The sequence below is a fragment of the Chitinophaga filiformis genome (assembly GCF_021646545.1).
In the GTDB taxonomy this organism is placed as follows: domain Bacteria; phylum Bacteroidota; class Bacteroidia; order Chitinophagales; family Chitinophagaceae; genus Chitinophaga; species Chitinophaga filiformis_A.
In genome coordinates this window covers 145,426-171,783 of the sequence record NZ_JAKIRP010000018.1, presented here as the reverse complement: position 1 = coordinate 171,783, position 26,358 = coordinate 145,426, and the positions used below count along the sequence as shown (strand labels likewise).

Here is a 26,358-nt window from a genome sequence, read left to right as displayed (position 1 = left end):
CAATATTTCCAAATTATTATTTTTGAGCTATTTATCCAACTGTGATCATCTCTCCTGCATACCCAAATGCACACCCAACGGCTCATATTCAATATTCTTCATTATGGTTCACGCTGTCTATCAGTGTCAAATGATCATGATATGTATGGAATGACAGAGAAAAATCCTACAAGCCCAGGATAGCAAAAAAAATCCGTTTTCGGGCTGTTTTTTGAACGTTTCGGGTTATTCACTTTGTCTATCATCATCGAACTTTGTCACAGGCTATGTTTATAAATAATAGGCTCACACTGGCTCCATTATTTTAGGAGCTATAGTTATACTGCGCAGTTAACTTATCATTTGATTAACAATTCATTGTCAAACAGGGGGAATTACATACCCCTCAATCTTATTAAAGTATTTTATGATTAAGTTAGCTATTTTATTAAAACGTCGAAAAGGTATGACTCACCAGGAATTTTTGAACTACCGCCGGGAAATACATGCTCCGCTTCTGCTATCAATTCCTGAGACGAAACAATATGTCAGAAAGTTTATTTTTTCAGGTTCCGTTCACACGCCAGGTTACCCGCACCCTGTATATGATGCCATGGTAGAGGCATGGTTCGATAGTCTTGAAGACCTGAATGCATTCTTTCAGTCCGATAATTTTGTAAATAAAGTGGATCCAGACCACGAACACTTCCTTGATGTTGATGCGGCTGTAAGGTTGATTACGGAAGAGACAGTGGTTATATAAACCAGTAAGGTTCAATGAACTTTAAGTAAGGTCAGGCCTAAGCGGGTGTTGCAATTGAAGGATGTCGGTCAATTGCAATACCCGTACTTTTCCAGGAACGAATGATTGCTTTACCTGCATGTGCTGAATGTAGTCCTGTCTATTTTGTAATTGAGGCTGCAGGTGAATTTTATTAATTTTGTCTTTTATTTGAAGTTGAGCAACTTATGAAGACCTCCATACGCATTAGAAAAGGATGTAACCTGGTTGAAGATCTGTCAAATGATTTTTTCTATAACGTTGTTACGAAAGATGCTGTCAACGTGCCCTCCCATTTAGGTGCCGGAAAGATCAGGGGCTTATATTTTCGTTCAGATTTAAATTTATACAAGTTATTTTCCATCAGAAAAAAGCTGATGGAAAATAGCCATTTAACAATAAAGCTCCCTGCGCTCGCGAAGGAGATAGGTATGGGGCAGAGTAAAATGGTTAAACTATTCAAACAGGTCTTCAACCGTTCAATTTCTCAATTTGCACAAAAGGCCAGGATCATCAAAGCAAAAAATCTTTTAAGTTCAAAGAAGTATAGTGTGTCTGAAGTTGGTTATATGGTGGGGTACAGTAACATGACTCATTTCGCAAAAGCATTCAGAAAATACTACAAAGTCAATCCTAGTGAGTATCTTAAAGACGTACTGCTTAATAAGATAAGTACCTAGTGTCTGGAATGGATATATCCAAAGCGGTTGATCATTAGAGCTCGAAAGATAGAACCGAATTGTGTCGGGAGAGGAATTATTACGTAAACCCTGTAAAAAACGTGACGAAATCATCGTCCTTAGGCAGAAGAATGTAACCAAAGGTTTGTTTGTTGTAACCGGAGGTCTTTCTACGGGTCCCCTGGCCAGGCAACATGACGAAATTGCCTAAGTTGTCAGTATGTGAATAATTGCACCGTTCTAAATTAATATCGAACTCCTTATTCTTTAACTTTGCTACATGCAATCAGAACTTCAGCAACTTTACGGAAATATAGACATTTATCTCTTCGACCAACTGCTTAAAGGCACTTATGATAATTGTAAAAAGGTGCTCGACGCAGGCTGCGGAGGTGGACGCAACCTGGTTTACTTCTTAAGAAACGGCTATGAAGTGTATGGGATTGATCCTAATCCCAATGCAATATCAGCAGTTAAAGAATTATCAGAAACACTGTCTCGTACTAACGTTAAAGAGAATTTCCTGATTTCTTCCGCTGAAAACCTACCTTTTGATGATAATTATTTTGACCTGGTGATCAGTAGCGCAGTATTGCACTTCGCCAAAAGTCCTGATCATTTCGATGACATGATCTACTCAATGTGGCGGGTGCTGAAACCTGGCGGCTATTTATTTGCAAGACTGGCCTCAGATATCGGAATTGAAACCCTGGTACAAAATCTGGGTAATGGCCGCTATCTTTTGCCCGATGGCAGCGAACGTTTTTTAGTTAACCAGCAGTTACTGTTTCAATATACTGAAAGCCTCAATGCAAGGCTCCACGAACCCATAAAAACCACCAATGTCCAAAATTTGCGGTGTATGACTACCTGGTGCTTGCTGAAAATTTAAAGTTATCTCTCGTCTGTTAAACAATGGAATCTATATACTATTTATCAATGAGCACGTATAACACTGCGCTTATGTTTAGTTAGCAATAGGTCATCGTAGGAATAATCAGATCGGAGCATGCATGTTCCTCCTCATACCCGAGTTTTGAAGAAAAAAATGTATTTTGTTTCGAGTGTAATATTGACCTAATATATTCATAATGACTGCAAAAAACTGCCTGCTTTTTTGGGGCCTCATACTGTTCCAGGGTATCACTATTAAAACTTCTTTTGCGCAGCAACCCAAACTACCTACCCAATGGACTAAGCCTGCAATGGAATCAACAGCTCCTTTTCCGGAATATCCCCGTCCACAGTTGGAACGTAAGGAATGGATGAATTTAAATGGGAAATGGGATTACATAGGCGGCAAGCACATTGCCAGCGCTTTGAACCCCATTAAGCCTGCGAGTTTTAGTGAGAAAACTGAAAAGATACTGGTCCCTTATTGTCCGGAGTCAGTCCTTTCAGGCATTGAGCGTAACCAGGAGATAAACATGTGGTACCGACGGACATTTGAAATTCCAAGCGCCTGGAATGGCAAACAGATCATTATAAATTTCGATGCGGTTGATCATGATGCGACCTTATTCGTCAATGGGGAAAAAGCCGGATCACATTCCGGTGGCTATAGTTCTTTTCATATAAATATCACAAAATTTATAAAAGCAGGCACCAATACAATCATCGTGGCGGCACACGATGCCAATGACGGCAGGACACCCTCCGGTAAGAATGGCCCACGGGGAGATTATACTTTTACTTCCGGCATCTGGCAGAGTGTATGGCTGGAGCCGGTGAATGAACATTACATTAAAAACATCCGGCTATTGCCTGATCTGGCAAACAACAGACTTGAAGTATTTGTAGATGCTGATGCAGCACAAGTAAAGGCTTCTGCATTTGATGAAAAAAAACTGGTGACTGAGACCTCTGGGCGCTCCGGAACCAAATTATATATTCCAATAAAGGATCCTAAGTTATGGTCGCCAGATAATCCATTCCTGTATGGTCTTAGCATTACCCTGATGGATAACAAGGGGAATGTCACTGACGAGGTCAAGAGCTATTTTGGTATGCGAGATATTAAACTGGGTAATGTAAACGGGGTGATAAGGCCGTTGTTTAATAATAAGTTCGTAATGCAGGTTGGATTACTCGATCAGGGATATTGGCCTGACGGTATTCTCACGGCACCTACGGAGGAGGCCTTAAAATACGACATAGAATTTACTAAAAAAGCGGGTTTCAATTTAATCAGAAAACACATGAAAACTGAACCCAAGCGCTTCTATTATTGGGCGGACAAACTTGGCCTGCTGGTATGGCAGGATATGCCGGCTATCTGGTATCAGCATGAAGACACTGCAAAGGTAAGAAGCTCTTTCCGGAAGGAATTACATGCCATGATCGATGATCTTTATAATTCACCTTCTATCATTACCTGGGTGCCATTCAATGAGAACTGGGGCGCTTTTAATGTAAAGGAGATAACTGACTGGGTGAAACAGCTCGATCCATCAAGACTGGTAAACGGTAATTCAGGATTTAACAATAATCCTGGTTATCAAAAGGCAGCTGGAGATCCCGGAAATGGGGATTTTGTAGATACGCACATTTATGTCGGACCGAATGGGGCATCAACCCCGGACGGCAAACGCGCCGCATCACTAGGCGAATTTGGTGGCGTCGGTCTGTTTGTGCGGGGACATATGTGGCCGGTAGAGAATAACGCTTATGCCTATGAGGCTACCAGCGATAGACTAACCGACAGGTACGTACTCCTGATGGATCAGGTGGAGCAACTGATGCGATATCAGGGCTTGAGTATTGCTGTATACACGCAGACGACGGATGTTGAGCATGAGGTCAATGGTATACTGACTTATGACAGGGCTATTGAGAAAATGGATATAAAAAGGGTGAAAGCGGTGAACGAAGCTGTGATAAATGCGGGGAATGAGTTAAATCGAAAATGATTGATAAATTATTCAACAACTGCCCGCCATGTGTCAATCCTCAGCTTGCTAATAATCAATACCTTTGGGTTCGAGCATGCTCCGCCACAGGGTACCACATTGGAAAGCTCCGAGAATTCGGAGCTTTCTTTATTTTCAGAGCTTCCCAACCCCTCGCCTGCCCTGCATATTCGATCAATTACCTTTCTATAGGGTATGGTTCAATAAGAATTATCATCAAAGACCAGTTTTTCGCCCTCCCGGCAGACATGAAATTCATTAATGTTAACCTGAATTTTTCAACATCCACCCTTGCTGGGTATGGCATAGATCACGTTGCCTGAAAAAAATAAATTGAAGACCTTATCTTGTACAGAAGGAAGTAATAATTGCCATGTTTTTCCCTTGTCTGATGACTTGAAAATGCCGTCAGGATGAACAGAAAAGAAGTCTTCGCCAACCGGGATAATTGAAGTCATGAAGGCTTGCAAACGAGGACGATCATTCCAGGTCCGCCATATTGAATCACTAACAATTTTGCCCTGAAGACCGGCATCAATGGGCTGCCAGGTTTTACCGCCGTCGTAGGATGTCCTCAGCCTTCTGGTATTCGACGCTGAACTGGAAGTGATAGCGGCAAATCCGCCTTTGATCTGTTTTACATCCCAGGCCACACCGTCCCCACTGCTCACCACCGTCCAGTTTTCGCCATTATCGGTCGATCTTATTATCCCTCCCGTACTGATCGCCACCAGTACACCATTCAACTCTGCCAAATGCCCTACCAGGTCTCCGGTATGGACATGTTTCCAGGTTTGTCCATCGTTAGCAGTTTTAAAAAAGCCTCTGTCAGTGCCGATGAAAATTGCACCTCCGGCAGTCTCAAAAGCGCTGCGTATTCGTGGCTCATGAAAATTTTCAAATATCGGTGACCATACACTCGTTCCGTTTGTTTTTTTCAAATTTACACCCCAGTAATTGTAGGCAAATATCAGGGACTTACCGGGAGCAATGCTGCCATGTTCGTCAGGGACAATCTCTTTGGTCCAAAAGGGAGCTGTGGCATTTGGTGCACTGTGATAGAGTCCGTTTCCAACCTTTAAAAACAGCCCTTTCTCATTTGCAAAGAAGCTATTTCCCTGGATACCATCTTGCGGCAAATTTTCCGGCAGCCCTTTGCTGATGTCCTGCCAGGTTTCTCCCCCATCTGTAGATTTAAAAACGATCTTTGCAGTTCCAGCCTTCTCAGTTTTTGGGTCTGGATGGCTATCAGGGACAAGAGAAGATGAGGAAACCGTGAAAAGGAGCAAAAAAGCAAGGATATAAAAATTCATGGCTATGTTCTTTTGATGAAACAATAGAGCAAAGCTATCAGACCTCAATTACCTCAGAGCTTTTTAGCAGTAAAACGTTGTAAAAAATGCGTAAAACGTTTGTAAAACCACCTAAAACGGGCGCCTAATGGTGTATTTTGCGCGCATGAAGCCATTTACCCTATTCGGATCTTCCATCATAATAATTTTTATTTTAATTTTTGCTGTTGCTTCTATCAATAAAAAAGATGAAATCTCTGAGAAGCATTTAGAAGTTGTGCTACGTTATATAGGACATCGGCTTCTGCTCTCAGCTAAAGATTCTTCGTCCCGGGTGCTGCCGGTTAAGAAAGTAAACGGGACCACCTACCAGCTTTCCTTTGAGAACAAGTTTAGTTTTGCTTCAGATTCTCTCATCAACCTGGTGCAACGCGAATTTCAAAAAACCGACCTGGCTACCAATTATATAGTGAACCTGAAGAATTGTGAAAAAAAGGAAACCGTCCTTGCATTTGAAATAAATGGCCGGGCAGGCCATTTAACACCTTGCAGGGGGCGCAGGCTGGCGGTTAGTTGTTATGTTATCGAGATTGAACTGTTCAAGAGGAATAACTTTAATTCCCTTTGGTTGTTGCTGGTGCCTATTCCTTTGGGTTTTATTGGTTTTTATGTAAAAGATAAGTTCCGGAAAAAAGAAGGGAAAGAATCAATCGCCAATAATAATGATCACATACAATTAGGAAGCTTTCAATTCTACGCTGATAATAATGTGCTGAAAACGGGTGATAAAAGTATTTCGCTGTCGGAAAAAGAAACGAAAGCGCTGAAAATATTTGCAGAAAATATAAACCAGATCGTAGAAAGGGAAACGCTAATGAAAGAAATTTGGGAAGATAAAGGCATCGTGGTCATCAGCAGAAATGTGGATGTACTGGTGTCTAAATTACGCAAGAAATTAACCGACGATAACTCCATTAAATTCATTACCGTACCCGGCAGAGGTTACAAATTTACTATTGAATAGGGACGAATTAAAAATCAGGGAATGTGTTAAACAGATCAGGTGGTATTACCGGGCACTAAATGGCAAATCCCGCTCTTAGAACGGGATTTTTCCCAACGTTCGAAATATAGATTTCCGTATACTTGATATTTTTTAATTGAACCGCTATGGGGTTCGATATTCGTGTTAACCTTGCCCGTTATAACCGGGATCAAACTCTACTATCCATTCAATACCATATTTATCCCTGAACATTCCGGCATAGGTCCCCCATGGACTGTCGCCAATGGGCCCTTCCACTTCTCCGCCTGCTGATAATCCGTTAAATATTTTATCTGCTTCTTCAAGGCTTTCGGCATTCACGTATAGTTTAGACCGGTTTTCATTTTCACTTACCCGCCCTAAAAATCCGGGAACATCATTGGCTATTAACACATTGTTTTTGCCAAGCGGCAAGCCGATGTACATTATTTTATTTGCCTCATCTTCAGCTACCTGAAACTCGGGGCCTGATAAGTCTTTAAAACGGATGATTTTTGTAAACTCGCCGCCAAAAACTGCTTTGTAAAAAGTGAATGCTTCTTCAGCATTGCCATTGAAGTTGATCCAGGGATTAATTGCTCTCATAATTTTTTATTTTGGGTTTATTTGATTTAATCCGATTCGAATAAATAAATAATTTCTTGAGTTTTCTATAATCCGGTGGCTGTTTCACAAGAGTATCTTCCATAATATTTGGGATTGATTTTAATGTCACTTTGAGAACAGCCCTTATCAATAAATGATATCCTTGTGTTGTCATCCGCAGCTTTTCACCATAGTAGAGAAGCTTTTGGCGTGTTTATAAACAGTTGCCCTAACATTGCCATAGCCATATGCTCATGTCAGCTTTGATGGCTTCTGGCCTGATATTCGGTTCTAATTAATAGTTACACTATGTTGTCTTGTCCCGGTAGACATCTACATTATCCGTCACAACACCTATAATTAAAAGTTACAATATTTTTATTATTTTTATTCCATAAAATTAACCCATAACTATATTCCTACATTTTCAACCCTAATATATAACCATTATTAAACCCACAAGATGAAAAAGCACTACTTATCAGTTCTTTTATTTTTCATTACCATTTCTGTTCGTGCCACTACCGACCCAAATCCAAAGAATGGGATCTGCGCGAGCTACACTGCCAATGAATTAAGTATTATACCACAGGATGCGACACAACACTGGACATTTGGCCTTACAGTAACAGACGTAGGTGGATATTCGCCAGTTGCTCACCCTCTTGTAACTACGCGTAACAATGCCGTTCAATTTGATCATGATCATCACTTCAAAGTGGAGTATATAAATGATGAACAGGGCATCCGGCAAAACTTCATCATCAACAAACCTGCCGGTACACTGACGGTTCGGCTACAGGTAAGCAACGGCTGGAGCGCCATCTACCAAAGCGTAAATGGGGTTCAGTTCAAAAACAAAGATCAACAGCTGAATTACAGTGGCTTGCACGCACAGGATGCAAAAGGTAAACAACTAACTGCCCATTTTGCCTTACAACAGGATCAGGTAGAAATTACTGTAGATGATGCACAGGCAACATATCCGGTTTCCGTTACCGTCATTGCCGGAGATATGACAATACAAAATGCCGAAACGCTGCTGAAACATGGCCAGGCTGGTGCGCGGTTGGGTACTACCGTTTCCGCCGCCGGAGATATAAATAGGGATGGATTCAGTGACATCCTTGTGGGAGCGCCATATTATTCAAATGGTCAAACACAGGAAGGGGCTGTATTCGTTTATTATGGTTCCGGAAATGGGATAAACCCTAACCAATTTACCATACTTGAAAGAAATGTCCCAAACGGGCATTTCGGAGAGGTAATAGCCGGTTCAGGAGATGTGAATGGAGATGGTTATGGTGATGTGCTGGTAGGCGTTCCTTATAATGCGGGTTCATGGACTTCCGAGGATACCGGGCATGTATATCTTTATTATGGATCAGCCACCGGTTTAAATACCACTCCTGAAATTATCCGTTCAGCAAGAAAAGGAGACCGGTTTGGTTCCAGTGTTGCCATTATTCAGGACCTCTTTTTTGATGGCACCAATGACATCATGATTGGAGCACCCGAAGGTCAGGGATATGTTTCCGTTTATTTTGGCAATACCAGGGGTATCAAAAATTCATTGATCCAACAACTGGCTGTCAGTGGTACTACAGGCTTTGGGAAAAAAGTAGCCAGTGGCGGGTTTGTAGACCAATTCAGGAACCTTTTAGCAATAGTGGTTGCTGATAACAAAATTTTTCTCTATCGTCCTAATGGCCAGTCAATTGATTCCGCAGCTACTACAGTGATAAATGCGCCTGCTAACTCAGTATCCTTCGGTTCTGCTATTTTATCCGGGCGGGACATCAACAGTGATATATATCGCGATTTGGTAGTCGGTGATAAGGATTTTGGAAACCATGCAGGTGCATTATATGTCTACAGTAGTAATAATAATGGTTTTTACAACACCCTGGTAACTACCATAACCGGCAGTCAGGATTCTGCACTCCTGGGATCACAGCTGACGTGGAACGGTTTTGCAAACGTGATTGCATCAGCTCCCAGAGAAGACATTAACGGACTCACAAATTCAGGGCGGGTGTACGTGTATCCCAGCTCTCCGTCTGGTTTAACGAATACAACAATGGCAACCATACGGTCTGACAAATCCTGGTCTGACCTGGGAACCAGCCTCGCAAATGTCGGGGATATAAATGGAGACGGATATACAGATATCATAATAGGCGCTCCATCTTACACTGATACACAAGCCAATGAAGGAATCGCAGCGGTCTTCATGGGTAGTGAGTCCGATCTGATTCTGTCCCGCAGGGCATCAAGCGGTACGCCTGAAAGCACCATTACAACAAAAACAAGAGCAGCAATTAAAACCTTCCCCAATCCCACCTCAAACAACCTTACCCTTCAGTTTGACGGATTGAACGCAGGCGCAAATACTTATCTCCAGCTACTGGATATAAATGGTGTAATCGTAAAAACGGTTCAGATAGGAAAGGTTGATAAAGGCAACCAGACTATTGATGTGAGCACACTTATACCCGGTACCTACATTATGATCATTCATAACGGCAGCAATGTGATCAAAGAAAAAATCATCAGGCAATAATAGTCATCCCCATGAAAAGGTATTACTTCTCATTCCTCACCATATTAGTAGCCTTCACATCTGAAAACGGAGGATAGCTGCTGTATGATAATGAGGTTAAAACAGGGAAAGTAATTAGCGACAACCAGGCGTAGGGGGTTTTAAAACATTCCACCACTGGGCATTTCACGAAAGCCGGACATAATATCTCCGGCTTTCGTGTTTTTATATCCTCAAGTTACTGGTTGTAAGTTTTACCAATATCATTGCAAGTATGAAAACTAATGAACCTATAAGATATAGCCCTAAAGTAAAACTAAGGATGTAGCTTACATTCTGGTGAAATGAAAAAAAAGAAAAAACAAATGTAGGAATTTTCCAAAAGGTCAAATACACACCGAAAATGGTTATTATAACGCCCGGTAGTTTTATCAGCCAATTGATATTTTTTCCATTCCGGGAGTATATACTCATGATTTTTGACAGCGAGGTAAGAACAAGAAATATTGAAATCAATAATATCAAAGCGAATGATATAATATTCTTATCAATCAGCATATTATTTGTCCTCATCACAAGTTCATTAGCTGCACTCAAACCAAACATTGTTTTGATGGCAACTAAAATGTAATAAAGCATTTCTGCTGTAGACTGAAGAATGTTCCCAGGTCCTTTTAGGGTACATAGACTTAATAGTAAGACAAATAACCAAACCAGTGAAGGTATAAGGCGAAAGAGCATTTGTTTTGTTCTTGACTTATTAAAAAAAGAAAATGGTAATTCCTCTCTGGCAATACTTCCCAAATCTTCCTTTAACATTCCCAATGGTTTAATATAAGCCCCTGTTGGCAACCAGCCTAATTGATATGTTGAGCCATTAATTTCCTTTTTTAGTAAGGAAAAGAAAGGATTTAAGAAAATTGAAAACTCTATGATCTTCACCTTCCACATTCTGCAAAGCCATACATAAATAATGTTGCTAAACGAAATAGATAAGAAGATTAATGCGCCTAAACAAAAGGCGTTATAGCTGAAGTGCAGCATAAGATTAAAAGTCAATTTGTTGGGAGAAATAATCACAGACTCCTTTCTCAAAGGAGCTTACAAATATATAATATTTTACATACAAATATTACCCTCCTGTCCGGCGTACACACAGGGTATCTGGTATACATATCCATTATCAGGCGAATAAAGCCTTCAGATCGTGAAGCTTTGGGGCTCTTTATTCATATGAATTATATTACATTTGCATACACATAAATAATATATGAATATAAGATCCATTCCTGTGCCATTGGTTCTATTACTGCTTTTAACTGCTTGCAAAAAAGATTCTCCTGCATCCCCCGAACAAAACACTAAAGACTCTATTGCAATCATTTCCAACGCATTATATTATCCAACGGGAGATACATCTGCTGCACCGGATATAATTTCTATCAATTATAATGCAGACCATAGAATTGAAAAAATAAGCCAGGCCTATCATTCACTCCCCGATACGGTCAGCTGGACATTTGCCTACAATACTGATGGAACAATTGCAAGTGTAAAAGGTAGTCGGTTGTATTGGGATACAAAACAGGACTATTATTTTTATTACACTACTTCAGGGCGACTGGATAGCATTTCGACTAATGATGTAGCCTATGGTGGCGATAGCATTCGTGTCAACAATGTGTTTAGCTATGACGCTAATAATCATATAAAAAGTTCCTACAGCTATGTCTCAGATGGGGGTACTGCTACAGGGCTGTATACCGGCGATACACTAGCAAAAGTTACGTTTTTCAGAAGTGCTGGTCTGGACTCAGTTAGCATTATAAGCTACAATCATACACATATCAATAGCACTCCCCCTGTAAGTTACGTGACTTCTACCAGAGGGGCGGCTCACTTCAATAAAGGAGCATTTGTGGATTTAAGTACTTTAGATAAATCATTCCTTTTCTGGCTTTCCATCAGGAACCGGGTACATGCTCCCATGAATTATTTTAATCCCTTCTGGTATCAGTATATAAATCCTGATATAGCCATGGCAACGGGAGGCACATTTAGCGAAACACCCGGAAGTTGGCGGGCTTATGATTTCAATGCCACAAAAAATGAACATGGTAGCATTAATGCTGTTTCATTGATTGATGCCGGAAATAGTTATTCAGACGCTTTTAAAATAGCATACATTAGAATCCCTGAATAAGCTACACCATAATGGCATACATTCCCAATTCATAAGTTGGAATATCTAACACCCGTCTTCTCTATGCCTAAGACAACAGCGCCTGCGAATCAAAGATTCACAGGCGTTGTATCAGTTTCTTTTCCACTATATTCTGCTATGATACGTGTTGTGGGATGAGCGTTAAAACCACCTTATAGCCCGTCTTTTTCTCCCACTGTGCTATTAGCCATGCAATAAAGCTCAGGGAAAAGATATCGTTATTTTCCACACTTTCCAACATGCTTAAAACCGTCTTCTGATACGCCAATTCAAAAATTACGTCGGTTTTTTGCAGGTACTTTTCTATCTGCTTCAGAAATAACAGCACCCGCTCCTCTGAAGTTTTTAGCAGATACTTTTTATAACGCCGCCGGAAGCTGATTAGTCTTGACATCGCCAGCTCGATGTTAGAGAACTGTGTATGTACCAGAATTTCCGCCAGATTCTTTCGGATGGTCCATAACATCCCCATTCTTTTTTCATACCAGGCATCTGTGCGCGTTAATAAAGCCAGCTGTTTCAAACAGCGCCGATCATCGCACAGTGCTAAGAACATGGTCAGACATATTCTTATATCCTCGACATCTTCGGGTTTACCTGTATGTTTTGTACTGCGCAGCGACTCCTGCAGGATGGAGATCGCGTCATCGGCAGAGCCACTGAAGAACAGGTTGAGCGCAGACAGTAACTGATGACGTAAATAAAACGATGCGTGATAGCGGCTATCCGTCAGCATCATCTCCATCATTTCCTTTAGATAGGCTGCACTCCTGGTAAAATCCTTTCGCCTCATGTGGAAATTAGCCAAAAAGTATAAGATGGAGATATGGTAAAAGAGATTGGCTGGTTTTTTATGTCCCTGCTCCTGTATAAATTGTTTTGTACGGTTGATATAGCGCTCTATTAATCCATAATTCTGTTGAATTGCCGCATATTCATTAGCGAGGAAAAGGATCTGGTAAATGGACTTATAAGTCATAATTTCCTGAACGGCAATTTTGTATTTCCGGATGGTGGTTATCATCAGGGAGGTTAAATTGACAATCTTTCCCTTCAGGTGTATTTCTTTCAATTCCTGCCTTAGAAATGCATAGGCCATAATAAGTTTAGCATCTCGTTGCATACACGCCTGGTTTTGGAGAAAGCGTGCGGTCAACACTTCAAGATCTTCTGCCCCTGGCAGATGAGCGTACTGCAGCTTTAACAGCAACAGCTCATTCAACAAATTAAATTGCTCCGACTGTTCAGCCAGACGTTCAGCCTTATCTAAACATTTGAAAGCAATTTTGACCACATCATTTTCTAATAAAAAACGACTCACCACGACCAGGCGCAGGGCGTCATAAGTGTCGGAATGAGTGCTTTCGAAGGTTTTCTGCGATAAGAATAGCAGCAGATTATCCTGCAGCCTTTTGCGTAGAGCATGGTATGCATCATTATTTTTTTCCGATTCATAGAGGTTATTCAAGCCATCTATATCGTCAGTTTCCAACAAATCAAGTAGTTGTAAGTTTTTTACATCAGATCTTTTGTTTTTCCGATGCAAAAATTGCCTAAACAATTGTTTTTCAGATGTATTGAGCAGATTTATCAATTCCAAAAGCGAGTCCATAAGGCTAAACAGGTGCTATTTACAATGTATTTAAAGGTACAAAATTGAAATTTATATCATCAGTTATTTACACAATCTGCCTTTTTTAGGTCTGCTTTACGGCCGACATTTGTTTCATATTAATCACTAAACCAAAGTAATATGGAACCGCTACTTCACAGAACAGAAGAAAATACACCCAACATAAAACAGGGTGAGAATGCCAGAAACCCATTTAAGCCAACTGGTGCATTTATAGGGGCTTCGTGGTTCGCCTTATTGGTAGGCACCGTAGGCTATTGTATTGGCTTATGGAATGCCGATATGCAATTGAACGAAAAAGGCTACTATTTGACTATTTTATTGTTTGGCTTATTCTCTGTAATCTCTGTACAAAAAAGCGTCAGGGATAGGGCCGAAGGGATTGCTGTTACGGAGCTATACTACGGCCTGAGTTGGTTTGCCACCATTGCGGCAGTGCTTCTATTGACAATCGGTCTCTGGAATGCCAATATGACGCTGAGTGAAAAAGGTTTTTACGCTATGGCATTCTGCCTTAGCATGTTTTCATCCATTGCTGTTCAAAAGAACACCCGCGACTCGAAGTTAGCCGGGAACAGAGAAGTGTAACGTAGCGGTTACAGCCCCGCAGTCCCTTGTTTGCAAGCCTGCGGGGTTAATTCTTATGTTATAAAAACATGGATGGCTATGATGATCCTGGAGTGGGTGCGCCTAAGCTGAACAAAGAAGAGAGGAAAACGTGCAGTACGATCGCCCATTCTGGATGCGACTATATTCCATTGGCACACCTATAAACATATCAAATATCTTACATATCTTTGCGTCCGCAAAATCCCTAGCCGAAAGCCCGTCCTACCCGTTTTTGACGAGGGAACAACACCTATCAAAATAATTCCCGCTGGCTGGCAAATTGGAGAATATTTCAGCTACGCAGGCAAAACTCCCCAATTAGAAAGTAACCATTCGTAAACAGTGAAGACGTTTTTTATGTAAGTAGCAATTCCTTCACCGTATACCTCCCTGGCAAATTTTCCACTTCCACAATGACTTTACCGCCTGCAGGCAGTGCAGCTGCTTTATAATGCCAATCTACGCCGTTCCAGCCCAAAACTGCCCGCCCACTCTCAGTAACAACACCGTCAGCGTCTACTACCTTTACCTCCACTTCTGCTACACGGAACTCATTTTTGGCAGTCACTACCACCTCCTCCTTTTCTAACCTGATACTTTGGATTTCAGGACTGCGGTAAGCATCCTTCACTGCCATATTATAGGCATTTTGTCCTGGTCCTGCCAGCGACGCATAGTAGGCTTTTACCTCCGGATCGGCCATCATTCGCTGCGCTCGTGCCGAAGCAATGGTCATCCTCTCCCTTGCTTCTAACTGCTTTTGGGTAGGCTTTTTCCTTGAAGGGCCGCGTTTCGTCGCCATAATGATCTGCCCATTCCGTTCATAGATCGTGAGTTGTTTGCCGAGGGTTCCCCGTACAAATTGCAGGAGGATATTGTCTTTAACAATGGCCATAAAAAGGTTTTTTGAGGTTATTAATTACAAGGTTACTGTTTCACTTCTCTAAGGTACCGATAAACTATCATACTTGGTATTAAAATAGTTCTTAAAGGTCACTTCAATATCGAATAGATATACAGATACCCTTTTAATACCCTTTTAATAACCTATAGGAGACCTTTGAGTAAGCCCATTTCAAGCCGATAGGTAGAGACTTCGGTGCCGGAGAAAGCAAGTAGCGACAGATATCCCTATTCCTCCCCTACCTTTATGGCAGAAAAGGAAAGCAAAAGACCAGACATTGATGAATTGTTAAAAACGCTAAATATTTATTGTTTATCGATAAATATTTATTATTATTGCGGTGTGATAAAACTCATAAGTTCATTATGAAAAGAATTTCAATAATATTTCTTCAGGCAGTCGTCGTGCTTATCGGTATTGTCGCACTTGCCATTTTAATCCGGGTTCCCCTAACCGAAGGAAGAGCCGCAACCTTAGACTTGTTTAGCATTTACGCTGACCCGTTCATCTTGTATGGATATGCAGCATCAATTGCTTTTTTTGTTGCATTATACAAGGCGTTTAAATTACTTGGATACATCGGGCAGAATAAGGTATTTTCATCAAATGCTGTTAAGGCTTTAAAGAGCATAAAATATTGTGCAATCGTACTAAGTGTTTTAATTGTGATAGCAGGGCTGTACATAAGGATATCCCATAATAAAGAGGACGACCCTGCGGGTTTTCTTGCTATTTGTATCGTAACTACATTTGTTTCGGCCGTAGTTGCAACTGCTGCAGCAATATTTGAAAAGATATTGCAAAATGCCATCGATATGAAATCTGAAAATGACTTAACAATTTAAGCAATGCCAATTGTTGTAAACTTAGACGTAATGATGGCAAAGCGAAAAATTTCTCTAAATGAACTTTCTGAAAGAGTTGATTTGACATTGTCCAACCTTTCTATCTTAAAAACAGGGAAGGCAAAAGCAATTCGTTTTAGCACATTAGAGGCAATTTGTAAAGCATTAGACTGCCAACCGGGTGACATTTTGGAGTATGTGAATGATGAAAAAGGAACAACGAACGACTAACGAACGGCTGGTTCGGGGAGACAGATTACAATAATGCTTTTATAGTGATGAATAAAAAATTATCTAAATTAAAAACCCCTTCAAATCCAAGGATCTGAAGGGGTCTATTTTTTAGTCCGGATAACAGGATAAGCGATGAAGGCACATCTGTTTTAGATCATTTGCAAGTCTTTATCGCTTTAGTACTTTATATTTCTCGCGGAGTCCATTACTATCCCTGATTTCAACTATGTAAGTTCCAGAAGGCAGGGAAGCGATATTCAGTGATATCCTGTTGTTGCCCTGGGTGAGTAGTGTTTTGTTGCGGTATAAATATCTTCCGAATATATCGATAACATTAACTGTTGCCGACACAGCAGACTTACTGATTACATCAAGTTGCACAAGCCCCCCGGTTGGGTTGGGATATATTTTTCCGCTAAAAGGCTTATTGTCCTCAACTTTATTCAAAAGAGGCGACTGCATTACCCTTGCTCCACTACAACCGCTGGCTGCAGTAGCCTGGTTACTCACCACATAGTTGCCGTAGAAAATAGGGCTGGAATATGAGGTTCCCAATCCGGCGGCGGCTGATGCCGGATTAGCATCGTTATCCAACGGCCAGTATAAGAACAGGTGGTTGAAATTGGGATGACAATTGCCCAGTAATTTATCCTTCCACGAATTGATGGTGCCGGACGTAAGCACGGTATCCCACACGCGCACTTCGTCGATCGCACTAAGTTTGGAGGCACTTGGCTCGCCACCAAATATGCAGGAAGGCGTTGATCCGGAAGTGATCGCAGGAATGGTACCTATAAAACTGAGGGTTTGAGCAACGCCATTGATATATATCTTCATCCGATTGGCATTGCCGGTTTGTGCCCCGTCAAATACAGCCGCAACATGGCACCACGTATCGTGGCTTACCACATTTGAAGCGGTATACCCTTTCACATCCGCGCCATTGGCTACAGTAAAATGAACGGACCTGGTGGCTTTATCCACATACAGCCTGATCCTGTCGGTAGATGAAACATAGTTACGAAAGATACTAGCCTCCGCATTGGACCAGTCGGTGTTCGTTGAATCATATTTAAACTGCGCCTCCACGGTAAAGGCAGATGCATTCTTAAATTCCGTCACGTTTCCTCCAATTATCCTACCTCCTGTGGCCGTAAAGGTTACCGCTTTGCCGGAATTGGCAGGGCAGGGAATCGTATCTAATGCTAACGTGCTATTAATATAGTTGCCGTAGAAAATCGGGCTGGAATATGAGGTTCCCAATCCGGCGGCTGCTGATGCCGGATTAGCATCGTTATCCAACGGCCAGTATAAGAACAGGTGGTTGAAATCAGGATGACAATTGCCCAGTAATTTATTCTTCCACGAATTGATGGTGCTGGCCGTAAGCACAGTGTCCCAGACACGCACCTCGTCGATCACACTAAGTTTGGAAGCACTTGGTTCACCACCAAATATGCAGGAAGGTGTTGATCCGGAGGTAATCGCAGGAATAGTACCTGTAAAAGTGAGGGTTTGAGCTACGCCATTAATGTATATTTTCATCCGGTTGGCATTGCCCGTTTGTGCCCCATCAAATACAGCGGCAACATGGTACCATGTATCGTGACTTACCACATTTGAAGCAGTATAACCTTTGACGTCCGTACCATTGGCTATAGTAAAATGAACAGACCTGGTGGCTTTATCTACATGTAGTCTAATCCGGTCAGTAGAAGACACATAGTTACGAAAGATACTAGCCTCCGCATTGGACCAGTCGGTGTTCGTTGAATCATATTTAAACTGCGCCTCCACGGTAAAGGCGGATGCATTCTTAAATTCGGCTACGTTCCCCCCAATTATCCTACCTCCTGTGGCCGTAAAGGTTACCGCTTTGCCGGAACTGATAATCGTATCAACGACAGTGATGGTCAGGGTATCCCGGGCAATTGCGGCCCTGTGATCCACCACATTTAATTGATATTTATATACGCCAGCTGTGGTCAGTCCGGAAACGGTTGTGGAGCTGGCAGTTCCGAAGGGCGTTGCAATAGTGCCGCCGGCCGGACCGGAGATCTTCCTCCATACATATCTCACAATCGTTCCATCACTATCAGTAGAAGTGCTGCCGTTGAGATTAGCAACGCCGGATGATGAAAGGATGGTGGTATCGTTGCCGACCCTTGCTACCGGTAGTACATTCGGAAGGGAATCATTATTCTGTCCCAGAAACCATTCGTAAATGTTAAGTACACCATCTTCAAGGTATGGATGCAGATGAAGTGAATACAAATACTCCGGTGCACTATGATGCGGGTGGGTTTGAACGTAGCCGATGGGCCATATGGTCAGCAGCGGCTTTACGGCAGGGTTAACCGCGTTGAGCCTGTTGATAGAATAAATGGTAGTATCGCGCATGGTAGTAGGGTCATCGTAGGCATGAAAACCCCAGAGCGGCAGCCTGGCATTTGAAACATTATCCGGGCCGTTGGTGTGAAGTCCCGTATTCCAGGCTGCAATTGGCACGGCGGCGGCGAGTTTCTTCGCATTGGCACTTGAAACGTTCAGGTAATTAAAAACACCCGCACCGCCCCAACTGTGACCACTGAGATAAATTCTGTTAGTGTCTGCTTTTAGAGAATCTGTACCATACTTAATGATTGCGTCTATGGTTGCAGGCGGCCAACTGGTAAATTGCGGCGACAAAGGCTGTAAGACAATAAATGTGTCGGTTTTGTTATTCCAGGTGAAGTTCATTTTATGTGGCCAGGGTATTTCTCTCATAGGTCCCCATCCTGCCACGTCCCAAACGGGGGCGCCTGGCGCAAGTGACGTATCGCTGCTCCAGATATCCCCTCCTCCGTGAAGAAAGATTATCAGGGGGTATCTTCTATTGGGGCCAGATGCATCATGAGTAGCTGGCGTGTATTGAAGAAAAGGTACAACCAGTCCAGTGCCGGACCTTACCTTTTTTGCTACAAATTGTGCATTTAGATGGTTTGGTAAACTTAAGAACAGAACAAATAATGCCAGGCGTAGACCGGCGATGGGGGTAAAACTTTTCATGAAATGAGTGTTTGGGTTTAAAGAATAATGCAAGCAATAACTATGTATGGGATGTTGGAGCTAGGGAGCCTTGAACAGAATAAGGATTAGTTGTGATGATTGTTTGGGATTGCTGATTCAGCTTACGGGTCCAAATACTTACTGAGGGTGTAACTTCTATCTATACTACTAATTTAGATGAAGTTAAGTAATTAAGATTAAATGCAAAAAAAGAAAAATTATTCGGGAATATCGAAAGACCTTCGCTGGCTAATGCCAGTACAGAAAACGGTGGGAATCATTTTCAGAATAAAGGCGTCCGGTAGATAACAGATCTACCGGACGCCCCTACAAATAACACCTGCTCTCCTATCTCGCGATCATCACCTGCTGAGCGTCAAATGTCTTTCCATTCCCTGTTTGCAGGATGTAAACATCCGGTTTCAGCCCTTCCACATTGATCGTGGCTCGGGAAGTACCGGCAGGGAACAACTGTTTGCGCAGCAAATTCCCCATTTTATCGCTGAGCCTCACTTCGCGGATATCCCATCCATCGCTGGCAGCTTGTTTTTTTGCGGCGGCAGATGTAGATGCGCTACTTACTACCAGTGTACTGGACGCCGGGTTAGGCGATACCACTACTTTAGCGGCATCTGCCATAGTTGTAGCACACCGTATTATCTGGAAGTCCGTACTGCTGCTTTCCGAACCACAGCTATTGGAGGTGGTCGCCATAATCGTATACTGTCCAACGGGGAATTTATGGGAGATCTCTGCCGTCGTAGCCGAAATAGTATGCCAGGTTCCGTTGCCCGATGTCCAGGTCCAGGTATAGGGCTCACCGGTATTTGGAATTGCCCTGAAAGTACCCGGTTGAACAATGTTGCCCGGCTGGCAATATACTTCCTCATAAATAGCGAAAGGGACCGGCGCTGTTCCGCTATACCCAATAGGTTTGCTTACTGTCAGGTTCCCACAGGGAGCGCTGATATGGGCCGTAAGCGTTACATTTCCATTCACGGTAAGCGTAGTAGCATCGCCGGTAGTGCTCCCCAGGCTTCCATTATCCCCGGCATTAAGGCTCCAGGTAACCGTGGCGCCACAAGGTAAAGCCCCATCGAAGCTATAATTACCAACCACGCCGCCACATAACTGTGCAGGCCCTCCAATAGTGGCAGAAAGCGGAGACACCTGAACAATAGCGGTATCCGTTTCATAACTCAATGCATCCCTGTATACCGTTACGCTTACAGGAGAGGGTGCTACACTACTACAGGGATCGGCCGAAAGAGTAATGGCGGTAAGGTTTGTTACAGTGACGGACTCCGGCGCGGGTTGGCCGTTATACAACCAACCGTTAGGCACAGGTCCTAAATGCCATACATAAGACGTGACCCCGCCAACTGAATTAACATCTGTAACCTGAAACAGTCGTGAAAGCCCCTGGCCACATTCTTTTGTCAGACTGGTAGGCGACAGCGTAAACCGGGGTGCTGTTTCTGTAATAGTGATCTCGCCGATGGCTGCAAGAGTGTACATATTACCGGCGCCTCCCGAGGACAGTACGGCTAAATAACTGAAATCCTGTTCTGCGTTAAATTCGCAAAATATCCGTTCGTCCTGCGAGTCATTCAGAGAAACTGTATTCCTGGAATCAAGCAGCATCGATCCCCAATACGACTGCCTGATGGCATCACAGGCGGTGGGCATGCCGCTTACCGTCGTGGGTAAGGTGGTATAGGTAGTAAATGTAAGTTGCGGAATACCAGTAGTGGCCTGGTTCGCCGCTTTCCATGCACGCCCGCTGATCCTATACAGGTAACCGCTTTTAAAAGGATATTCTATTGCATACGCAGCGCCTAGCTTGGTCGCGGAGGTGTTACCATTCTGACATTTCAGTATCAGCGTGTTATTATATATGCCTGCGCCGCCGTACACCGGATAATGTTTATATCCATCTATCGATACCGGTGTGCTGGTATTAAATACATTACAATCATTAGTTAAACCAGTGTTGGTATAATGAATGGTTTGAGAGAAGGTATGTAACGACAGTAACATACCTCCCAAAAGGGAAAGGAACTTGGTTCTCATAATAATACAGGGTTTTGGATTAAATTATCCATTGCGTCATATGCCGTTGGATATAAAGTGTCTGTTAATGTTATGCATAACGGGTAACATTCCAAATGTAGCACTAAATTTAATACATTACAAGAGGCCGGTGAACGCACAAAATATATCAAACAATAAGACAATCACTTAACACATTACGGGTCCCCAATCATACCTATGTGGATATTTTTGATCATGAAACCGGTGTTCCCAGTCGCTTAAATCTTTAAATTGCCAATCTAGCCAAAGCCAAACCTGATGATATTCAGTTTTATCGCAACCCCTAACTTTGACTTTATGACACATTTTGCCCGTCACGTCGGGGCCACGATCAATAATAACCAATTGATCATACCTGAATATTTAGGTCAGGGGTATATTCGTAAACTGGATTTCGGTCCCGATTTCAAAATCACGATTCACCAATATGTACTTAAAGAAGACCTTGTCATTAAACGTAACGCTTCCGGTCAGGCGAATGATCTGATTACTATATTTCTTTACAGTAATGAGCAGTCTTTAGCAATCACTTACAATGACAACCCCAGTATACAGTTTTCCCAACGGGATGATTCAGCTATTCAGGTTACATCAAACGATCTTAGCTCAACCATACGCTTTCCCGCAAATCATTCTATTCATTACATAGTTGTTGCGATCAAACCGCTGTATCTGTCATCGCTATTAGCTTCAGACAAGCCTAATTCTACACTTAAAACCATTTGCGGTAGCGGTAACTCTTTTCTTTACTTTGAAAGTATGACCTCCGAAACCAAGCTGCTACTAAAAAATCTGGGCCTTGTGGATATGCAGGATGGCCTTAGCCACTTCTATATGCAGATCAAGGTGCAGGAACTGCTCTATCTGGTATTTCACAAACTATCAACGCGCGAAAACACACCACAACAGAAAATCAATAGCTCAGATGCAGCAAGATTACTCCATATTCGTGATGAAATTATCAAAGACCTTAGTGTACCTCCGGTGTTAAGTGAGTTAGCACAGATTGCAGCCATGAGCGAAACCAAACTTAAACAACTTTTCAAGCAGGCATTCGGGGCAACTATCTATAATTATTACCAGCAAGCAAGAATGGAGGAAGCAGCCTTTCTGCTAAAACAAGGTAAACATTCTGTTGCAGAAGTGGGTTATGAAATGGGATTTTCTAATCTGAGCCACTTTAGCAGAGTGTTTGAAAAACATTACGGATTAAATCCTAAGAAGTACTCTTTATCATAAACCTTCCCTGACCACGCATCATCTGATCCCTTACGACTATCTGTCGTTTAGGACTATTTTTCTGACTTTTTACGCTATTTATCGCTGCTCAGACGGCGCAACTTTGTGTTGTAAATCAAAACACACAAAATGAAAAAGTTATTTCTTCCTTATACAAAAGGCCTGTTTCAACTAAAAAATCATGTCGTGATGGCTCCTATGACCAGAAGCAGGGCGGTCAATAATCTACCGAATGAACTCATGGTCACTTATTATAAGCAACGATCAGGGGCTGGACTGATTATTACTGAAGGCACATCACCGAGCCCGGAGGGATTAGGTTATCCGCGTATCCCAGGCATCTTTTCGGAAGCCCAGGTCGAAAAATGGAAAGTTGTAACCCAAGCTGTGCACGAGGGAGGTTCCAAAATCTTCTTACAACTGATGCACACGGGAAGGATCGCACACATCGCTAACCTGCCTGAAGGTTATCATCCGGTGGGCCTTTCCGCCATTAGAGCAGCAGGCGAAATCTTTACCGACCAGGAAGGCATGCAGGAACACTCCATACCCCTTACCCTGGATGCACAAGGTATTGAAAAGCTGATAAACGATTTTGTGCATGCAGCAGAAAATGCCGTTCGTGCCGGTTTTGATGGAGTAGAACTTCACGGGGCCAACGGCTACATCCTGGAACAGGCTTTGAACCCGCACGTGAATAACCGCACCGACAACTATGGTGGAAGTATAGAGAACCGCAGCAGATTAATTCTCGAGATCACTCAGAAAATCGCAGACAAAATCGGTCCTGAAAAGGTGGGGCTTCGTATCTCTCCATACTCTACCCTTAGTGATATGCCGGCATTCAATGAAGAAGAAGTGCATCAGACATATGCTTACCTGAGCAATGAACTTGCCCGCCTTGGAATAGCTTATATACATGTTTCTGATAGCCCTGCAATTCCTGAAAAAACCCATCAGGCTATTCGGAGCGCATTTCCCAATACCCTTATCTACTGTAACGGATTAACAACCGACACTGCTGAAGCAAAATTACAAGAAGGCTCCGCCGACCTGGTGGCCTTTGGTAGAACCTTCCTCGCAAACCCCGACTTCATAAAAAGGATAGAAAAAAACGCCCCTTTAAATGAAGTGGATTATATGAACCTATATACACCCGGCCACCAGGGGTATACCGATTATCCTATGATGGACTAGCCGATTGTAATTTCACTCAGATAAGGCAGTTGTCAGAGCTGCCGTCTTCTTCCTAAAAATCAAAATGAAAAAGGTAATCTATAAACAGTTTGGTGACGAAAGGGCCGGTGACGGGTATCACCGCCCCTTCTTATTTACTGTGCAATAGGACCATTATCAGTACGGAAAGGAACAACAGGCAACCCTTCCGAAGAAAAAATATTACCGATTGCGGTATTTGAGAAACTGTATCTCACTGTTTCAGGCTTCTCCACTTTTTTGCTCCAAACGATCAGTGCATCTTTTTCCACCTTAGCGGATGCTTCGTAGAAAACATTGTCTGCTCCGGCTATATACAAGGCAACCGGTGCTTTGCCGTTGATCTTGAGAGTAGTGGGAACGTTGGTGAAACGGAGTACTGCTTTGTTTTTGTTGATGCTCATTTCTTTGAATACCGGACTTTTCCAGCTAAAGCCGGTTTTACCATAATTCTCTCCAAGTGCCCAATCAGCAAGCCTGTTGCCAACTGTTTTCTTGTCCTGGGGATGAATATCTTTCACATTATCTGTAACGTCGGCGACTACTACCATACCAGTTCCCTCAAGAACACTGCTGCGGGCCTGTGCTTCGCGAAGCAGCGCAGCCTGATATTCCTTTTCATAGGAGAAAGGTGCTATCTGGACATAGTAAAAAGGCAGCGGTTTATGCCATGCATCACGCCATGCCTGTATCATACCGGTGAACAGCGGTGTGTAGGTATCTGCAGTATTCACGTTCGCTTCTCCCTGGTACCAGATCACCCCCTTTATATTAAAACTGGTAAGAGGAGCTATCATTGCGTTATAAGCATAACCTGGTTTATTCGGCCACCAGGCAGCTGGAACTAACTTAGCGGCAGCTGCCGAAAGTTTGGGTTCACCGGTTACAATGTGCTCCGGCGCCCATACTTCTGCCGGTGTTCCTCCCCAGCTGGCATTGATCAGCCCAACCGGTACTCCCAACGATTTTTGTAGTTTTGCTCCGAAAAAGTAGCCCACCGCACTGAAGGGCTTCAGGCTATTGCTGTCGCATACTTCCCAACTTCCGGAACAATCGTCCTGGGGATATCCTGCCGTAGTTTTGGGTATGTTAAAGAACCGAATGTTGTTATTACTACAAACAGGCAGTTCCTCTGCTATCTGCCGGATGCCGTTATAGTAGCTGTATTCCATGTTAGATTGCCCTGAACACAGCCATACCTCACCGATCAGGATGTTTTTCAGTACAATCTCATTAGACCCTTTCAATCTTATTTCATAAGGTCCGCCTGCTGCCGGTGTACGTACTTTCAAAGTCCACTTTGCATCACCACTGGTGGTGACCGTCACTGATCTGTTATCCCAGCCCGTAAATACCGTAATTTTTTCCGAAGGGTTTGCCCATCCCCAGATATTTACACTGTCACTTTGCTGTAGTACCATGTTGCTACCAACGAGTGCCGGCAACCTGATGGCGGCATGAAGTACTGTAGGCAATAGCAGTGCAATGCCATAAAGGAGGAGTTTTCTCATAATAGTGGAGCTATGTTGTCTCCTATCACAAACCCAAAAAAGACTGACAACTTTTTTCATCTTCTTATATATTTAGTTTTCTTACTACTGTTTAAAAATATGCTGGCAAAATAGATACAGGTTACGATCCCACTCAGTATTGTCATGTCCATTATTGTCTACATTCCAAACGTGGGGAAAACTGATTTCTTTAAGGTATTGATGGGCCCTTTCACTGATCTGCCAAAGACCATCTTTCTTACCGCATCCTATCCACAGCAGTTTCAACTTTTCCCGGGCAGCTTCAATATCCGGAATGAATTGAACATCATTATACATACCACCAAATTTATTCGTATTAGGGGCCGACGAAAATCCACCTATATAGGCAAACGTTTCCAGATGATGCAAGCCTATATTTAACGACTGCCCGCCGCCCATTGACAAACCTGCCAATGCACGATGTTCACGGTCACTGATAGTGGAATAATGTGAATCGATGTAAGGAATGATATCTTTCAACAAATCCTCTTCGAATGGTTTTCCGTAACCTTCAAAACTATCTGCTTTGCCCGAACGGCTGGCAGACAATGTGTCTGATACCGTCAACTTGGTATCACAATTGGGAAAAACCATCACTACAGGCTGAATTTTACCATCTGCAATCAGGTTATCTACAATGTTATCCGCCTGGCACCATTCAGTCCATTGACGGTAGTCTTGTCCCAGACCATGCAACAGATATAACACAGGATATTTCCTATCAGAGGAATATCCCGGAGGTGTATATACATTCATTTCCCGAAGCTTTCCCAGCGTTTTTGAGTCATACTGAACCGCTGCCAGTTGCCCATGGCCTACGTTATTACGCGGCACATTAAATCCGACAGGTGGGTCAGGAAAAGTGGGCATAGTGTCCGCTGTAAATGAGACCTTATCTGTTTGTGCCCGACAGATGCTACTGGCAACAATAAATATGATGGAAATAAAGAAATACCTGTTACTCATTT

The 26,358-nt window shown here is 42.7% G+C and carries 21 protein-coding genes; 12 read left to right on the top strand and 9 right to left on the bottom strand.

Features of this window, described 5'->3' with window-relative positions:
- Window positions 1–406: 406 nt before the first annotated feature.
- The 4 genes from L3C95_RS30640 to L3C95_RS30625 all read left to right on the top strand — a co-directional run bounded on the left by L3C95_RS30640 (window position 407) and on the right by L3C95_RS30625 (window position 4,349).
- On the top strand, window positions 407–742 hold the full coding sequence (locus L3C95_RS30640) for an EthD domain-containing protein (RefSeq protein ID WP_236394260.1): 336 nt from the start codon (window positions 407–409) through the stop codon (window positions 740–742).
- 206 nt (window positions 743–948) lie between these two features.
- Window positions 949–1,440 (top strand): helix-turn-helix domain-containing protein, encoded by a 492-nt coding sequence (locus L3C95_RS30635; RefSeq protein WP_236394259.1) that lies wholly within the window; start codon window positions 949–951, stop codon window positions 1,438–1,440.
- A 280-nt stretch (window positions 1,441–1,720) separates the two neighbouring features.
- Window positions 1,721–2,332, top strand: a complete 612-nt coding sequence (locus tag L3C95_RS30630) for a class I SAM-dependent methyltransferase (RefSeq protein ID WP_236394257.1) — start codon at window positions 1,721–1,723, stop codon at window positions 2,330–2,332.
- Between the two features lie 199 nt (window positions 2,333–2,531).
- The gene (locus L3C95_RS30625; RefSeq protein ID WP_236394249.1) at window positions 2,532–4,349 is read left to right on the top strand and encodes a glycoside hydrolase family 2 protein; all 1,818 of its coding nucleotides are present in this window, start codon (window positions 2,532–2,534) and stop codon (window positions 4,347–4,349) included.
- Between the two features lie 278 nt (window positions 4,350–4,627).
- Here L3C95_RS30625 and L3C95_RS30620 read toward each other — a convergent pair whose 3' ends face one another.
- Window positions 4,628–5,662, bottom strand: a complete 1,035-nt coding sequence (locus L3C95_RS30620) for a WD40/YVTN/BNR-like repeat-containing protein (RefSeq protein ID WP_236394246.1) — start codon at window positions 5,660–5,662, stop codon at window positions 4,628–4,630.
- 127 nt (window positions 5,663–5,789) lie between these two features.
- Between L3C95_RS30620 and L3C95_RS30615 the strand changes: the two genes are divergently transcribed.
- Window positions 5,790–6,665 carry a helix-turn-helix domain-containing protein gene (locus L3C95_RS30615; protein WP_236394238.1) on the top strand — a complete coding sequence of 292 codons (876 nt, stop codon included), beginning with the start codon at window positions 5,790–5,792 and terminating at the stop codon, window positions 6,663–6,665.
- Window positions 6,666–6,830: 165 nt separating this feature from the next.
- On the opposite strand, the gene L3C95_RS30610 is transcribed toward L3C95_RS30615, so the two are convergent.
- The gene (locus L3C95_RS30610; protein ID WP_236394230.1) at window positions 6,831–7,271 is read right to left on the bottom strand and encodes a VOC family protein; all 441 of its coding nucleotides are present in this window, start codon (window positions 7,269–7,271) and stop codon (window positions 6,831–6,833) included.
- Between the two features lie 463 nt (window positions 7,272–7,734).
- Here L3C95_RS30610 and L3C95_RS30605 point away from each other — a divergent pair, with 463 nt between their 5' ends.
- Window positions 7,735–9,834 (top strand): T9SS type A sorting domain-containing protein, encoded by a 2,100-nt coding sequence (locus L3C95_RS30605; protein ID WP_236394228.1) that lies wholly within the window; start codon window positions 7,735–7,737, stop codon window positions 9,832–9,834.
- A gap of 204 nt (window positions 9,835–10,038) precedes the next feature.
- Here the strand turns inward: L3C95_RS30605 and L3C95_RS30600 are convergent, their stop codons facing one another.
- Window positions 10,039–10,857 carry a hypothetical protein gene (locus tag L3C95_RS30600; RefSeq protein ID WP_236394221.1) on the bottom strand — a complete coding sequence of 273 codons (819 nt, stop codon included), beginning with the start codon at window positions 10,855–10,857 and terminating at the stop codon, window positions 10,039–10,041.
- Window positions 10,858–11,083: 226 nt separating this feature from the next.
- On the opposite strand from L3C95_RS30600, the gene L3C95_RS30595 reads away from it, so the two are divergent.
- A complete protein-coding gene (locus tag L3C95_RS30595) occupies window positions 11,084–12,016 on the top strand; it encodes a hypothetical protein (protein WP_236394220.1) in 933 nt (310 codons plus the stop codon).
- Between the two features lie 136 nt (window positions 12,017–12,152).
- On the opposite strand, the gene L3C95_RS30590 is transcribed toward L3C95_RS30595, so the two are convergent.
- The gene (locus L3C95_RS30590) at window positions 12,153–13,649 is read right to left on the bottom strand and encodes a hypothetical protein (RefSeq protein ID WP_236394214.1); all 1,497 of its coding nucleotides are present in this window, start codon (window positions 13,647–13,649) and stop codon (window positions 12,153–12,155) included.
- A gap of 141 nt (window positions 13,650–13,790) precedes the next feature.
- Between L3C95_RS30590 and yiaA the strand changes: the two genes are divergently transcribed.
- Complete coding sequence (gene yiaA / locus L3C95_RS30585) at window positions 13,791–14,258, top strand: inner membrane protein YiaA (RefSeq protein WP_236394201.1); 468 nt, start codon at window positions 13,791–13,793, stop codon at window positions 14,256–14,258.
- Window positions 14,259–14,634: 376 nt separating this feature from the next.
- Here the strand turns inward: yiaA and L3C95_RS30580 are convergent, their stop codons facing one another.
- Complete coding sequence (locus tag L3C95_RS30580; protein ID WP_236394187.1) at window positions 14,635–15,174, bottom strand: hypothetical protein; 540 nt, start codon at window positions 15,172–15,174, stop codon at window positions 14,635–14,637.
- Between the two features lie 374 nt (window positions 15,175–15,548).
- Between L3C95_RS30580 and L3C95_RS30575 the strand changes: the two genes are divergently transcribed.
- Both L3C95_RS30575 and L3C95_RS30570 read left to right on the top strand, forming a co-directional pair.
- On the top strand, window positions 15,549–16,028 hold the full coding sequence (locus L3C95_RS30575; protein ID WP_236394185.1) for a DUF2975 domain-containing protein: 480 nt from the start codon (window positions 15,549–15,551) through the stop codon (window positions 16,026–16,028).
- 3 nt (window positions 16,029–16,031) lie between these two features.
- Entirely contained in the window at window positions 16,032–16,259 is a 228-nt protein-coding gene (locus L3C95_RS30570; RefSeq protein WP_236394183.1) for a helix-turn-helix domain-containing protein, read from the top strand.
- A 171-nt stretch (window positions 16,260–16,430) separates the two neighbouring features.
- On the opposite strand, the gene L3C95_RS30565 is transcribed toward L3C95_RS30570, so the two are convergent.
- Window positions 16,431–19,310, bottom strand: coding sequence for a LamG-like jellyroll fold domain-containing protein (locus L3C95_RS30565; RefSeq protein WP_236394182.1), 2,880 nt, complete (start codon window positions 19,308–19,310; stop codon window positions 16,431–16,433).
- A 348-nt stretch (window positions 19,311–19,658) separates the two neighbouring features.
- A complete protein-coding gene (locus L3C95_RS30560) occupies window positions 19,659–21,383 on the bottom strand; it encodes a T9SS type A sorting domain-containing protein (protein ID WP_236394174.1) in 1,725 nt (574 codons plus the stop codon).
- Between the two features lie 318 nt (window positions 21,384–21,701).
- On the opposite strand from L3C95_RS30560, the gene L3C95_RS30555 reads away from it, so the two are divergent.
- Window positions 21,702–22,643 carry a helix-turn-helix transcriptional regulator gene (locus L3C95_RS30555; RefSeq protein ID WP_236394167.1) on the top strand — a complete coding sequence of 314 codons (942 nt, stop codon included), beginning with the start codon at window positions 21,702–21,704 and terminating at the stop codon, window positions 22,641–22,643.
- A 129-nt stretch (window positions 22,644–22,772) separates the two neighbouring features.
- Entirely contained in the window at window positions 22,773–23,840 is a 1,068-nt protein-coding gene (locus tag L3C95_RS30550; RefSeq protein ID WP_236394160.1) for an alkene reductase, read from the top strand.
- 134 nt (window positions 23,841–23,974) lie between these two features.
- On the opposite strand, the gene L3C95_RS30545 is transcribed toward L3C95_RS30550, so the two are convergent.
- Window positions 23,975–25,369, bottom strand: coding sequence for a sialate O-acetylesterase (locus L3C95_RS30545; protein WP_236394158.1), 1,395 nt, complete (start codon window positions 25,367–25,369; stop codon window positions 23,975–23,977).
- Between the two features lie 84 nt (window positions 25,370–25,453).
- Window positions 25,454–26,356 carry an alpha/beta hydrolase gene (locus L3C95_RS30540; protein ID WP_236394156.1) on the bottom strand — a complete coding sequence of 301 codons (903 nt, stop codon included), beginning with the start codon at window positions 26,354–26,356 and terminating at the stop codon, window positions 25,454–25,456.
- Window positions 26,357–26,358: the final 2 nt, after the last annotated feature.

Bases quoted from the DNA above. Each gene is read 5' to 3' on its own strand.
- L3C95_RS30640 (WP_236394260.1), top strand. From the start codon at position 407: ATGATTAAGTTAGCTATTTTATTAAAACGTCGAAAAGGTATGACTCAC.
- L3C95_RS30635 (WP_236394259.1), top strand. From the start codon at position 949: ATGAAGACCTCCATACGCATTAGAAAAGGATGTAACCTGGTTGAAGAT.
- L3C95_RS30630 (WP_236394257.1), top strand. From the start codon at position 1,721: ATGCAATCAGAACTTCAGCAACTTTACGGAAATATAGACATTTATCTC.
- L3C95_RS30625 (WP_236394249.1), top strand. From the start codon at position 2,532: ATGACTGCAAAAAACTGCCTGCTTTTTTGGGGCCTCATACTGTTCCAG.
- L3C95_RS30620 (WP_236394246.1), bottom strand. From the start codon at position 5,662: ATGAATTTTTATATCCTTGCTTTTTTGCTCCTTTTCACGGTTTCCTCA.
- L3C95_RS30615 (WP_236394238.1), top strand. From the start codon at position 5,790: ATGGTGTATTTTGCGCGCATGAAGCCATTTACCCTATTCGGATCTTCC.
- L3C95_RS30610 (WP_236394230.1), bottom strand. From the start codon at position 7,271: ATGAGAGCAATTAATCCCTGGATCAACTTCAATGGCAATGCTGAAGAA.
- L3C95_RS30605 (WP_236394228.1), top strand. From the start codon at position 7,735: ATGAAAAAGCACTACTTATCAGTTCTTTTATTTTTCATTACCATTTCT.
- L3C95_RS30600 (WP_236394221.1), bottom strand. From the start codon at position 10,857: ATGCTGCACTTCAGCTATAACGCCTTTTGTTTAGGCGCATTAATCTTC.
- L3C95_RS30595 (WP_236394220.1), top strand. From the start codon at position 11,084: ATGAATATAAGATCCATTCCTGTGCCATTGGTTCTATTACTGCTTTTA.
- L3C95_RS30590 (WP_236394214.1), bottom strand. From the start codon at position 13,649: ATGGACTCGCTTTTGGAATTGATAAATCTGCTCAATACATCTGAAAAA.
- yiaA (WP_236394201.1), top strand. From the start codon at position 13,791: ATGGAACCGCTACTTCACAGAACAGAAGAAAATACACCCAACATAAAA.
- L3C95_RS30580 (WP_236394187.1), bottom strand. From the start codon at position 15,174: ATGGCCATTGTTAAAGACAATATCCTCCTGCAATTTGTACGGGGAACC.
- L3C95_RS30575 (WP_236394185.1), top strand. From the start codon at position 15,549: ATGAAAAGAATTTCAATAATATTTCTTCAGGCAGTCGTCGTGCTTATC.
- L3C95_RS30570 (WP_236394183.1), top strand. From the start codon at position 16,032: ATGCCAATTGTTGTAAACTTAGACGTAATGATGGCAAAGCGAAAAATT.
- L3C95_RS30565 (WP_236394182.1), bottom strand. From the start codon at position 19,310: ATGAAAAGTTTTACCCCCATCGCCGGTCTACGCCTGGCATTATTTGTT.
- L3C95_RS30560 (WP_236394174.1), bottom strand. From the start codon at position 21,383: ATGAGAACCAAGTTCCTTTCCCTTTTGGGAGGTATGTTACTGTCGTTA.
- L3C95_RS30555 (WP_236394167.1), top strand. From the start codon at position 21,702: ATGACACATTTTGCCCGTCACGTCGGGGCCACGATCAATAATAACCAA.
- L3C95_RS30550 (WP_236394160.1), top strand. From the start codon at position 22,773: ATGAAAAAGTTATTTCTTCCTTATACAAAAGGCCTGTTTCAACTAAAA.
- L3C95_RS30545 (WP_236394158.1), bottom strand. From the start codon at position 25,369: ATGAGAAAACTCCTCCTTTATGGCATTGCACTGCTATTGCCTACAGTA.
- L3C95_RS30540 (WP_236394156.1), bottom strand. From the start codon at position 26,356: ATGAGTAACAGGTATTTCTTTATTTCCATCATATTTATTGTTGCCAGT.